13 protein-coding genes and 2 pseudogenes are annotated in these 12,763 nt (G+C 28.6%); 6 read left to right on the top strand and 9 right to left on the bottom strand.

Annotated elements, in window-relative coordinates; genetic code table 11:
- Positions 1-98: 98 nt before the first annotated feature.
- The 3 genes and pseudogenes from KPL38_RS15170 to KPL38_RS15160 all read right to left on the bottom strand — a co-directional run bounded on the left by KPL38_RS15170 (position 99) and on the right by KPL38_RS15160 (position 1,859).
- Positions 99-293 (bottom strand): hypothetical protein, encoded by a 195-nt coding sequence (locus KPL38_RS15170; protein ID WP_216289993.1) that lies wholly within the window; start codon positions 291-293, stop codon positions 99-101.
- Entirely contained in the window at positions 242-463 is a 222-nt protein-coding gene (locus KPL38_RS20375) for a hypothetical protein (RefSeq protein WP_216289991.1), read from the bottom strand. Before KPL38_RS20375 ends, KPL38_RS15170 begins: the two co-directional genes overlap by 52 nt.
- 103 nt (positions 464-566) lie before the next feature.
- A pseudogene (locus KPL38_RS15160) lies at positions 567-1,859 on the bottom strand (Nramp family divalent metal transporter).
- A gap of 197 nt (positions 1,860-2,056) precedes the next feature.
- Here KPL38_RS15160 and KPL38_RS15155 point away from each other — a divergent pair.
- Positions 2,057-2,521, top strand: coding sequence for a metal-dependent transcriptional regulator (locus tag KPL38_RS15155; RefSeq protein ID WP_216289990.1), 465 nt, complete (start codon positions 2,057-2,059; stop codon positions 2,519-2,521).
- 307 nt (positions 2,522-2,828) lie between these two features.
- Here the strand turns inward: KPL38_RS15155 and KPL38_RS15150 are convergent, their stop codons facing one another.
- The 3 genes from KPL38_RS15150 to KPL38_RS15140 all read right to left on the bottom strand — a co-directional run bounded on the left by KPL38_RS15150 (position 2,829) and on the right by KPL38_RS15140 (position 4,338).
- Complete coding sequence (locus KPL38_RS15150; RefSeq protein WP_216289989.1) at positions 2,829-3,401, bottom strand: HNH endonuclease; 573 nt, start codon at positions 3,399-3,401, stop codon at positions 2,829-2,831.
- Positions 3,402-3,498: 97 nt separating this feature from the next.
- Entirely contained in the window at positions 3,499-3,714 is a 216-nt protein-coding gene (locus KPL38_RS15145; protein WP_216289988.1) for a hypothetical protein, read from the bottom strand.
- 255 nt (positions 3,715-3,969) lie between these two features.
- A complete protein-coding gene (locus KPL38_RS15140; protein WP_216289987.1) occupies positions 3,970-4,338 on the bottom strand; it encodes a hypothetical protein in 369 nt (122 codons plus the stop codon).
- A 670-nt stretch (positions 4,339-5,008) separates the two neighbouring features.
- Between KPL38_RS15140 and KPL38_RS15135 the strand changes: the two genes are divergently transcribed.
- From KPL38_RS15135 to KPL38_RS15125, 3 genes and pseudogenes are all read left to right on the top strand, one after another.
- On the top strand, positions 5,009-5,347 hold the full coding sequence (locus KPL38_RS15135; protein ID WP_216289986.1) for a hypothetical protein: 339 nt from the start codon (positions 5,009-5,011) through the stop codon (positions 5,345-5,347).
- 55 nt (positions 5,348-5,402) lie between these two features.
- Positions 5,403-6,122: a pentapeptide repeat-containing protein gene (locus tag KPL38_RS15130; RefSeq protein ID WP_216289985.1), complete on the top strand. Its 720-nt coding sequence runs from the start codon at positions 5,403-5,405 to the stop codon at positions 6,120-6,122.
- A gap of 93 nt (positions 6,123-6,215) precedes the next feature.
- Positions 6,216-8,273, top strand: a pseudogene (locus KPL38_RS15125) (Tn3 family transposase); the annotation flags it as partial.
- A 429-nt stretch (positions 8,274-8,702) separates the two neighbouring features.
- On the opposite strand, the gene KPL38_RS15120 reads toward KPL38_RS15125, so the two are convergent.
- The 3 genes from KPL38_RS15120 to KPL38_RS15110 all read right to left on the bottom strand — a co-directional run bounded on the left by KPL38_RS15120 (position 8,703) and on the right by KPL38_RS15110 (position 10,964).
- Positions 8,703-9,005, bottom strand: a complete 303-nt coding sequence (locus KPL38_RS15120; protein ID WP_216289983.1) for a type II toxin-antitoxin system RelE/ParE family toxin — start codon at positions 9,003-9,005, stop codon at positions 8,703-8,705.
- On the bottom strand, positions 8,971-9,336 hold the full coding sequence (locus KPL38_RS15115) for a type II toxin-antitoxin system Phd/YefM family antitoxin (protein WP_216289982.1): 366 nt from the start codon (positions 9,334-9,336) through the stop codon (positions 8,971-8,973). The genes KPL38_RS15120 and KPL38_RS15115 overlap by 35 nt, the downstream gene beginning before the upstream one ends.
- A 776-nt stretch (positions 9,337-10,112) precedes the next feature.
- The gene (locus KPL38_RS15110) at positions 10,113-10,964 is read right to left on the bottom strand and encodes an N-acetylmuramoyl-L-alanine amidase (RefSeq protein ID WP_216289981.1); all 852 of its coding nucleotides are present in this window, start codon (positions 10,962-10,964) and stop codon (positions 10,113-10,115) included.
- A gap of 491 nt (positions 10,965-11,455) precedes the next feature.
- On the opposite strand from KPL38_RS15110, the gene KPL38_RS15105 reads away from it, so the two are divergent.
- The gene (locus KPL38_RS15105) at positions 11,456-11,794 is read left to right on the top strand and encodes a hypothetical protein (RefSeq protein ID WP_216289980.1); all 339 of its coding nucleotides are present in this window, start codon (positions 11,456-11,458) and stop codon (positions 11,792-11,794) included.
- 290 nt (positions 11,795-12,084) lie between these two features.
- On the top strand, positions 12,085-12,579 hold the full coding sequence (locus KPL38_RS15100) for a hypothetical protein (RefSeq protein ID WP_216289979.1): 495 nt from the start codon (positions 12,085-12,087) through the stop codon (positions 12,577-12,579).
- Positions 12,580-12,763 lie beyond the last annotated feature (184 nt).

Genomic DNA, 12,763 nt, shown 5'->3' with positions numbered 1-12,763 from the left:
CTTCTTCAGAATAGCCAATTTTACTCACCATGTTTTATTGCTCCTCTCGTAAAGCCTATACAGTATAGTATACTATATTTCTCTCTACGACAACTATCTTAACACATAGGGGTTACTTCAATATTAAAATAAATAAGTCCATTTTTGAAATTTATATATGTATCAAAACTCATTGAATTTTTCTTTTCCAAAGACATTTGTATATAATCTAGCAATTTATTAGTATCTAAATTATTGATTTTTAATAAATACATGAATTCTTTAAAATCTTGAATAGTAATGCATACTTCCATGTTACTATTATTCTTGTATGCGTAAAAACTATTCCGAGTAATAGTATGAATACTGACACTAGTGCTATACCAAAATAATTGCATGTTTGTATAAATGGATTAAAATGATATATATCGTTAGTAGTCACTTCTTCAATTGCTCCTATACACCAGACTAATACACTTAACATTAGCAACATATATCGATAAATGAATCAATGAGCGTGGGCTACATAAGAGAATACAATAACTGCTTCGAAAATCACTTCTTACGACATTTTATTTTTTTATCTTTTAAACCTTGCCAGTAAATGTTAGATACATAAGCACTGCATTTAGTAAAATTATAACTGTAGTTATTAAAACACCAAAGAACTGCACTATACGTTTATTAACTAAAATACCCATTAAATCTTTACGTTTGGCTATAATTAACATTTGAATTATTGGGAATGGTAGAATGAAACTAAGTGCAACCTGACTCAAAACAAGAGCATAAATCGGATTAATTCCAAGTGCAATTATAACCAAAGCTGGCATCATGGTTATAATTCTTCTAACATTTATAGGTATGCTCAAATTAACAAAGCCCTTCATAATAGTCTGACCTGCCATGGTTCCAACAGCAGATGAAGATAGTCCTGATGCAAGTAATGCGATTCCAAAGACGCCACTCGATAGAGAACCTAATAATGGTTGTAAAGACGTATGAGCCTGTTCAATTGTATTTACTATAATTCCATTTTTATAAAAAACCGCAGCTGATACAACAACCATTGCAGCATTTACAATAAAAGCAATATTCATAGCTATAGTAATATCTATCTTTTCCATTTTCAAATGTCTTAATTTCCCTTCATTTGATGTATTAGTACATCTTTCCTGAACTAACTGTGAGTGATAATATACTACATGAGGCATAACTGTTGCACCAAGCATACCTACCGCAATGAATACAGCAGCGCCATTAGGTAATGTAGGAATTAATGTATGAATGCCTACCTCCGTCCAATCTGGTTTAGCAAGAAACACTTCTATTGCATATGCAATACTGATTATGGTAACAAGTGCAACTATTATGATTTCAATAACTTTTTGTCCATATTTTTCTAAATAGCAAATTATAAATGTTAAAAGTCCCGTAAGAAGTCCTGCATATATCATAGGTATATGAAACAATAAATATAATCCTAGTGTTCCACCTAGAAACTCTGCCAAATCTGTTGCCATAGCACCTATTTCAGCAATGACCCAAAACATCCAGTTAATCGCCCTAGGGAATACCTTAGCACACATTTCAGGTAAATTATGTCCTGTGGCTATTCCTAGTTTGGCAGACATAGTCTGTAAGAATATAGCCAGTATGTTACTTCATAAAATCACCCAGATGAGTGTATAGTTGAATTGTGACCCTCCACTTATATTAGTTGCGAAGTTACCTGGGTCAACATATGCAACACTAACAACAAAAGCAGGCCCTATAAACGTCATTAACTGTTTTACCTTACTTAACTTTCCTGTGCCATTATTTTTAACCTGCTTGGGAGCAAATAAATTATCATTTATTAAGTTTTTATCACTTTCCATAAGTTAACATCACCCTTCATATTTAATTCTTTTGATATAACTAAACTGTTATTAATAACTAAATTTGTTAGTCTAGACTAAATTCATTTCTGCAATACATATTATGCGTGTTTTTTTTTAATGTTACGAAGGTAATTTTTTTATTTGTTTGAGCATATAATTTATTTAACAGACTATAGCTTAAAGTAGGTGATATTGTGTTGAAAAAAAATTTTTACACTTTAAATGGATATATGAAAAAGGAAAAAAGATTTCTTACTCCATCTATGGAAGATTACCTTGAAATGATATATAGATTATCTTTAAATACTGGATTCACAAGGGTTAATGAACTATCTAATGCACTTAATGTTAAAGCGCCTTCGGCTACAAACATGGTACATAAATTAGCAGAACTAAAACTTTTAAAATATATAAAATATGGTGTTTTAGAACTAGAAGAGGATGGAAAGAAATTCGGAAAGGTACTACTTAATCGTCATAATACTATAGAAAATTTATTAAGGATACTTGATGTTTCAGAATATGATGTTTTAGAAGAAACTGAAAAAATTGAACATACAATAAGTAATAAAACAACTAAATGTTTTCAAGATTTCGTACAATTTATTAAAGATAATCCTCAGATATTAATTGATTTTAAAAATTATAGAAAGACTTGATGTAAATATTGGTTAAGATAATGTTATTGATAACCTATTTAAAACTTTAATATAATGGGTATGGGTGACAACACAAATCTCATGTTTTCACCCCACATAGACAATTCATCCAATGTGCAGGATAATCGATATGAAAAAAACCTAGCAATTACGCTAGGTTTAAAGATGATAATATAAAATTTTACTATATATAATAATCATTACATTCACTAAACATTGAGATTACAACCTCATGATCTTTGGTGTTTTTATAGTTTTATTTTACTAGCCACATCTAACATTGTACCATGACATAATGGGGTTCAATTCACTTTACAGTGAGTAGTTCCACTCTATTTTCATTATCACTTAACTGTCCTTTTCTCCATGTGGCTTTACAATTATTAGAGCAAAATTTATTCATGTTGTTACTATAGATGTTTATAGATTCAAATGTTTTACCACAATTATCGCAAACATATTTAATAAGCTTTCTGCCTATCAAACATTCTTTTCCATGTTTACTGTTCCATTTTCTACCTTCATCCGTTGCATTCCAATCCTTTGTTTTAAACATATCATTTTGTTGCATATTTACACTTGTACGTTCTAACCACTTTTCATCTTGCGAATATTTAGCGCGATGTAACTTACTATATTTTAGACCTAGCAATAATATAAAGTTAGACATTTCATTATTGTTTTTGTCTTTATCTTTATGGTGAACCGTATATCCTTCTTTAATTTCTCCATTGTAATACTCCCACATATAAACATGGAGTCTTTGTCTCTTATTATTTTTTATGTTTTTACTGCTTAAATAATATCCTTTCTTTTCATCTCTAGTAAATTTATATCCATTAAAGTAAGCATGTTTTCTATCTCCATCATATTCAACCATATTCCCATATCCTTTCTATTATTATATAACCATAAGTTTAAATTACTCCCGATTTTTGTAAAGTTATATAAACTCTGATGTGGTTTACAAGTATTGGTTAATCTTCTTTATTCGTATTAGTAATACCAAGAACATAATGAATAGTTTGTTGTTGTGCAAATAATTTTTCATCATAGCATGTAATATATGTATTTATTAGTTTATATCCACTTTCAAGTAATTCATTGACCATATAAGTTCCAATTTCTGAATTATTATTAATAGACCCTTCTATAGTGACTTCTCTTATAGATAAAATATTATCTAATTCCATATATATCAACTCCTTTCTTTGTGATTTATATTTATAGGATAAACCTCATTTGATATAGCATAATTTTTTCTGATGATATTAGTACTATGTGATAGTATCATTATCCAATATTGTATCTATTAATATGAGTCTCTTTGTCAATTTCTCTTATCATTATTTTGTTATTGAGAATATGAAAATAAGAATGATACCCCCACTATAATAATTAATATCCCCAAAATTACTGGTAAATTCATAATATTCACCCCTTTTCTTTTACTTTTCTAAAATAAGAGACCATTTGCCTTTATCATCTTTAAAAATGTTTATAGTCGATATTTCATTTTCACTAAAATTTGATGAAAAAATTTTGCTATGAGCAATGTGATTGCTTATATCTTCAAATTTAATTTTATAAGTACAATTATTTTGAATCCCCATATCAAAATAACAATGCTGATTATACTTTAATTTACTGTCCATAACATCAATTTTTCCAATTCTTTGAATTGTTATATTGCTAATAATTTCAGAGCTTTTATTGCCTATAATGAGATTATTTTTTGTGCCTTTTTCAAAACAAGTAAATATTAAGAGTGCAACAATTATGAGACCTAATAAAGTTAAATATAGTATTTTTTTCAATTTAAACACTCCTTAAATTAAAATTCGAATTTGCTCCATTATTCATGTTGTAAATTTTCTCCTTAAATAAATTCGATACCACATAATGTTTTATATTCAACATTATTCTACATTTTTAATTATTTTCCTTTTAAAAATTAAAAAAAATATTATTTTTTGTATTATTGCCTTAATATCACGCATATTATGGAATATTTAATACATCTTTTATACTTTTTATTATTTAATATAATAAACAAATATCACGAAATAAAATATTAACGAAGTTTGTACAAGAATCAATAAAGTAACTAACTCTCGCAATATAGCCAGAATTTATACTTTATAAATAAATATATATATAAATTTGAGCATCTAATGTTAATTAGTAAAATCGCTAATGTCTTACTATTTTTTAAATATAATTACACATATCACACTCCTATATCATTTTTTAAACACAAAATTTATTAAGTATATAAATATATTTTTGGTATAAATGTCGAATATTAACTATACATTATTAGAAATATATTTATCTAAAAGTATTACTAACGAGTGATAAATTTGGGAATTAAAATGATATAATAGAGATGTAAATAGGTAAATGTGTAAAAAGTTAGATATATTTATAAAAAAAGTATATTATTATTGTATATAGAAATAGATAAATGTTGGAGGTGAACATAAAATGAAAATGAATTGGACAGACGAGATTATACATAATATAGAATTAACGAGCGAAGAAGAGAAAAATAATGAAGTATTAGATAGATTCATTAATAAATCAATTAATAATAGCGTGGCTGATTTAAACAAATCTTTCTCAGAAAGAAAGCTACGCTACTTGGCAACAAAAATAGAAAATAAAATTAGAATAGAAAATGGAATTACAATAGCTTCAAAAACCACTTGTGAATTTACTGAAGATTTCATCTTAAAAGCATCCAATAAAGCAATTAAAGAAATAATACCATCACAAATTGATAAAGTAATTCATGATGAAATTCTAAAATTATACCGTAAATAAAAAATAGCTAAACATATTTTATGTCAATTATTATAAAAGAAAGGTGGCAATAACAATGGATGAAAAATTAATCAAATATTTAGACGAAATATTTTTGCCCTATGAGGATTCTCAAGTAGTCAAAGAATTAAAAGAAGAGTTATTTAATAATTCACAGGAAAAATTGAATGAATTAAAAAATCAAGGATATGATGATGAAACTGCTTATAGTATGACCATCGATTCCATAGAAGATATATCTGAGCTCATAGGAAGTAACAATGTAAAAACAAAAGAATTAAAACAGATGGTAAGAACGGATTTTTCAAATATCAACCTCACAAATTCTGATTTTAAAGGGGTAATAATCCATGATGGTAATTTTAACAGTAGCACATTGGAAGGATCAAATTTCAGTGGTTCGGATTTAACAAATAGTTCCTTTAAATGGGCTGATTTGACTAACGTAAGATTTGATTGTGCTACTCTTACTGGAGCAAAAATAATTGAAGCTGACTTGAAATATGCAAGCTTTAAAAGCTGTATCTTAGACAATACCAATTTTAATAGATCAGATTTGTTGGGTGTATGTTTTGATAATCAAACGTTAACTGATACTAGCTTTAACAACTCTGAGTTAAAAGGAACATCTTTTAAAAATTCCATTTTTAAAAACGTTTCTTTTAAAGATGTTTATGTAAAAGAAACTATTTTTGATGGTGCTACAATGGATAAGTTAACTTATGCTGTTTTGAAAGGTAGCAATGCAAAATTGACTAATGTCATAGTAATTTAAAAAGTGAGTTGTACATTCAAAGGTACTTAAATCAGTTATAGAAGAGTCAAAAATATAAAATATAAAATTTAATAATTTAAAGGACAAAAGGAAAGACTGCGTTCTTTGAAAGATATAGATGCTTCAGCCAGAGAACTAAGCAAAGCCTGTAAATTATTATTGGATGAAAAAGTACCTGATGAAACAATAAGAGAAAACATATTTTCAAGTATACCCAAAGAACAATTAAAATTAGCCATTGGAATGATAGATACTTTAACAAGACCAGTAGATCAGTCTATTGAGTACACGGAACTCTTTAGGTATTACACTTCCATTCGTAGATTTCTTCCCAAACTTCTAGAAACCATAAAATTTAAAGCATCCGCAGCAGGACAACCCACTCTGGCTTCATGGGAATTTCTTTCTAATATGGAATCAAAGACTGGAAAAAATAAATTTGATGATGCACCAATAGAGGGAATTTCAGCAAGTTGGAAAAGAGTTATTTTTAAAGGAAATATGATAAGCTCTTGTCCATATACTTTCTGGGCAATAGAGAAGATGCTTAAACGTATTAAAAATTATGATATTTATTTAGAAAACAGTGACCGATACAATGATCCAAGAAGCAAACTTTTACAGGGAACAGCTTGGGAAAGTGTGAAAACTAAAGTGTTAAGCACCTTAGGATGGTCATTAAATGCTGAAGAATCTTTGAATCCATTAAAGAAAAATTTAGATACTGCATTCAAGAATACAATTGCAAATTGGGACAATAATCCAGAAGTGCGGATTGATATGGTTAAGGGTAAAGAAAAGATTGTTCTTTCGCACCTTGATAAGCTCCAAGAACCTGATTCTTTAGTATTATTGCGCAAGCAGATTAATTCTCTAATTCCCAATACTGATTTACCAGAACTATTACTGGAGATAACGGCATTGACCAAATTTACAGAGCAGTTTACACATATAAGCCAAGGTAATTCTAGAATCAAAGATTTGCCTGTTAGCATATGTGCTGTTCTCATATCCAAAGCATGCAATATCGGATTTAAACCTGTAATGCAACCAGGTATATCTGCATTGGAATATGATAGATTAACATGGGTTGAACAAAATTACTTTCGTACCGAGACCGTTGCACAGGCAAATGCTGTTCTTGTTGAATATCTATCCAAACTCACTTTAGCTAAGGCGTGGGGCGACGGTGATGTTGCTTCTGCAGATGGAATTAGATTTGTTGTACCACCAAAAACTATTTATGCCGGTTCAAATCCACGATATTTTGGTATTGGACGAGGAATAACAAGTTATGATCTTATTAGTGATCAATTTAGTGGACTAAATAGACTTATTATCACAGGAACCATTCGTGACTCACTATATTTGCTTGAATTGGTTTTAGGTCAACAGACAACTATTAAACCTCGTGAAATAATGACAGATACCGCCGGATACAGCGATATTATTTTTGGTTTATTTGCATTGTTGGGTTATCGCTTTAGTCCACGTCTTGCTGATATAGGTGGCTCAAAGATTTGGAGATTTGATTTTAATGCAGATTATGGTGTTATGAATAACCTATCTAAAAATAAATTACATGAAGACATTATAATTAAGTATTGGGATGATATGCTTAGGGTTGCTGGTTCACTTAAACTTGGCACTATAAATCCTACAAATCTTATTAAAATGTTACAAAGAGGTGGGCGTCCAACTATGCTGGGTCGTGCAATTGGAGAATTTGGACGAATTTTTAAGACCACTTATGAACTATCGTTTTTGGATGACAAAGATTATCGTAGGCGTATTTTAACACAGCTAAACCGTGGAGAATCAGAAAATGGTCTTAAAAGAATAGTTGTATACGGAAAAAAAGGCGAGATTCATCAACCACACCGTGAAGGACAAGAAGATCAATTGAATTCATTAGGTTTGGTTACAAATGCCATTATTCTTTGGAATACAGTCTATATGCAAAAGGCATTGGATGCTATAAAAAATGCAGGTTATCCAGTGAATCATGATGACGTAAAACGGCTTTCTCCTCTTGGCTATGATCATATAAATATAGTGGGGCATTATTCCTTCAATTTACCTGATGAGCTATTGCATGGAGAATTACGACCGCTGCAAGCAATGGATAGTAAATTATTTGGTAAAATATAGGTGTAGTAACGGGAATTTCTGTCCCGTTACTACACAACCCCCTAATACTGTAAAATAAATATTCTAATGCAATGTAATCCAATAACACACATTAATTACTTAAAGTGTAGTCAAAAACAAATGCTTTCGTGTACATTTTAAATGCTTTAGTATTTTTTATTTGGTTTACAGAAATAAATTGTACAAAACACAACCACATGATGGGAGTAATCCGTCTATTGGTAGTGATAAGTAAAATATCCAAAATAAAAGCGTATCGAACAGATTAATTTAAAATGGACCCTTATAAGGTAGACAGTTAAAAAAAAGAGGCATACTTGTCTCAAATAAATTAACTGACTCTATTTTATAGGGCCCATTTTACGCATAATAGCTAGCTTTTAACATATAAATTCTATTTTTGACGAAAAGAGCGAAAATTTTTTTAACTTAAATGTATTCTTGATAATTTTCATTTTGACTATAAATATCTCTCATTTTTATTATATTTTTATTTGAAATCCTATATATTAAAACATATTCATCAAAGAATTTAAATTTGTAATTAAGCATTTGTAATCTTTTTTCATTAGGATTGCTTGAACTATTTGCATATATTGTGATTGTATCAATGGCTTTAATATAACATTCTAAAAACCTTGCCATTCTTGGTGTACTTATATGTTGTAAATCATCGAATATTTTATTTATTTTTTTATTATAATGAGGACTGTAAGTTATTGTTTTCTGCATTTAGTAATCTCTCTTTCATCTGTTTTATAAAATCCTCATGTTTAATAGTTACTCCGTTATTTTCATTCTCTGAAATTTCTGATTCAAGTAAACTTCCGTAAATTTCTTCTACTGCATTTAATCTTTTTTCTACATTTACTAATCTAGATACCTCAGCTCTTAATTTATCTAACTCTTTTTGTTGTTTGTCGAATTCAGAAATACTTAATAAAACCATGCTTCCTTTACCATTTTTCGTAAGAATAACAGGTTTATTTTTCTCTAGACAAATGTTAGATATTTCTGGAAATTTGTTTCGCAAATCAGAAACTGGTAAAATATCATATAACATAATAAAAACTCCTCTCTTAATAATATTAATATTAATATTATTATATCATAATTCTATCAAAATTATAATGTTATTTTATCACAATTTTATTATTCTAATTATAATATATATATTTTTTTATATTATCTAAATCTTTTAGCCTAGATTCTTGTTTTAAAAACTTGCTCACAATCTTGAGCATTTAACTCACCGTATCCTCTGCATTTAGTTTGGCAATAGCTCCACTCATATATAATATAGGAGACTGTTTCGCTTTAACCTTTTGATAAATTAGATTTGTTATGAAAAATAAATACATTATCCAATTTGCAATAATAAAGATTATATTAATAAACCTATATTATAAAAAACAATTTATAAATAATCTTTCATTCAATTTTTTTATTTTATAAGCTCTAAATCAAAGAACAAAAATGCTGTAGAATACAGTCACACATTAGAAAGTTTGATTGGGGGGCAACTATCAGCAGGATTTATAATTGACAAATTTTACGAAGATATTGATAGCAATGAAATTTGTACTTATAGCAGTAAATATTTTTCTACAAGGGCAGTAAAAATCTAACAATTTTTAAATTTAATTATATATATCGTAATAAGTTACTCCATATCTAATGATATGGGGTTTAATATATTAATATTTTGAAAGTAACACAATAGTAATTGTGTTACTTTCATGTTGATGTGGATCTTCTTGTTGATGAACTATATATAAATAAATTATTTTTATTTATTAATTTTCATTACATCCTACATAATCATAGTTATTTCTACAACTAACCAAATAGTTTATTTAAAGTATTGGGACCAACAATGCCATCAACTACAAGTTTGTTTTTTACTTGCAAATTTTTAACTGCTTCAAGGGTAGCAGAGCCAAAAATACCATCTGCTCCGGTACTACCACATGGGAATCCTAAAGTTATAAGTCTAGTTTGTAACCATTTAACTAAATTACTACTTGTACCTATTCTAAGAATCACTTTAGCTATTACACTGTTAGTCAAATCACCTCTAACCCCATCTACAACTAACTTATTTCCGTTTTTATCTGTAATACTTGATAGATTACAATCACTTTGAAACGAAGTTATTACGGAATTTACAGATATTATCACACCAACAACTGCTTTAATTATTGCATTTGCTATTGAGTCAGCATTATACCTATTCATGTCTTTTGCACTATCTAAAAAGGCACATTCTACAAGAACGCAAGGCATATTAGTATGATTTACAACATATAAGCGTGAGCCATCTTTTACACCTCTATTCCCATATCCAACTAAAGCTATTTCATTGCAAATTTTTGCAGCGTAATTTTTACCAGTTTGTGATATAGCGTAACATTCTACTCCTTCACCTTTACCTCCACCTTTATTAAAATGAATGCATAAATGTAAATCAGAATTAGATTTGTTTGCTTTGTTACATCTATATTGTAAAGATTGCCTCACATTTGAAAATACTTGTCCATAAGGTGTGCAATCTATTATTTTAGTAGCTGTATTTTTTAATTTTTTAATTATTTTACCTACAACTTCTTTATTTAAAGGATCTTCCTTTCTAAGTCCAATTGCTCCTACATCTGGAATACAATTATGACCAGCATCTATTGAAATTATCATATATAAAGCTCTCCTTTATCTCAATTATATTTTACAAATCCTCTTATTATAAATTAATAAAGATAGTGAGTGTTTTTTACTATCACCCCCTCGCCGAAAAGGTGGAATAAGGTAAAAACACTTATTGATACCACTTAATTTTAAAAAAATTATTACTGTTGGTGTAATTCAGAGAAATGTTGGCGAGACCTCTCCTTATAACATATGAATTAATTCTCTTTGTGTTTATCACTGAATAACTTATATTAGAGTATAGCTCCCATTTATCTTTAATACCTAAAATCACAATGCACATACTGGGACAAGCATCATAAAATACATTGAGAACGATGTCTTGTCTATTTTTATTTATTGTAGATATTGTTAAGAATTAGCCTATTACCTATTGGGTAAATTCTAACTTCCACTATGTTTTAAATATAATAAGGAAGGTGTATTAACTGGAGGAACTAGAGAAATGTCAATGTGAAATAGAAAGTCTTGAGAAGCAAATGAACATTCACTTTGAATATATAGATAGAATAATAGTTGCAGAAGCAAAACGTACAGATTCTAATAGAGTTATTGATGTAAGTACAGTAGTTCTTGCTAATGAAAAAGCTATAGCTCAAGCATCAGCCCTAGCAATTCAGGTTGTATCTTCAGATGAAGCTATTAGAATTTTAATTGAAAATATTAATAATCAGTTAGATCAAAGAGTAACTGTATTAGAAAAAAGTAGATATGAAAATGAAGGTAGAAAAGGATTATCAGCATCTTTGTTAATGATGATTGCAGGTCTTCTAGGCGGATTAATTGTATTTATAGTTCAAAAGATAATAAGTTTATAGTACCATTAATATATTTTTATTCTATCTGAAAATAATAACGAAAGTAACACAAATGCAATTGTGTTACTTTCACTTTGGGCGTATTGCTCATTCCTTATTTTTTTCGATTTGAATGTAACATAACGCATCAATTTATTACATTCAAAGTAACATAACGTTTTAAATTAGAATTTTAAGAAGTTTCAAAATATGCATCCCGCCTTTCTTAATATTCACCTATTTTAAAGGTATTTAAACTCACTTGTAGAATTATATTAAACATTAAAGAAGTTGAAAGTGAGGTATTTCCATTGTTATATACAGTAAAACAAGCTAGCATCAAATTAAATGTTTCAATGCAATCAATTTATGTTAAAATAAAACTTTCTGAATTTAAAGATAAAATCACCAAGAAACAAGGAAAGACCTACATTAACGATGCAGCATTAATGTTGATTAAGAATAGTTTAAAAGTGTCTAATGATGATTTAAATTACATTAATGAAAATACCTCAAGTAATGAGACTGCAATGGATTCAGATGATTCAAGCTTCATGATTAAGACGTTAATAGAACAATTGAAAGTTAAGGATGAACAAATTAAGGAATCAAATGAAAGATTGAAACAAGCCCATAAATTAATAGAAAATAACCAAGTGTTATTACAAGCTAAACCTCAACAGGATGTGCTACAGCTTGAGGAACATTTCCAAGACCTAGATAATAAATTAATTGAAATTAAGGATAAAATGAAAAAAAAGGATAAGGATCATCAAGGATTGTTTCAAAAAATATTTAAAAAATAGTTTAGGATCTTCTCTATTTTTATAGTTTACACCATTTGCAAACTCGTTTATAACCTCATACACCATGTCTTGCAGGTCTTTCAGACTCTCTCTATTCCAAAAAAAATATTTCCTGTACTCAGTCGGTATCGTAAAAACACAATGCCTATGTGGAACATCCAAGATTTTACTTACTTGTTTCTCC

It is taken from the genome of Clostridium psychrophilum (assembly GCF_018861705.1).
GTDB lineage: Bacteria > Bacillota > Clostridia > Clostridiales > Clostridiaceae > Clostridium_AD > Clostridium_AD psychrophilum.
Note: the sequence above shows the minus strand (reverse complement) of the source record. Positions and strands in the feature narration are given on the sequence as shown.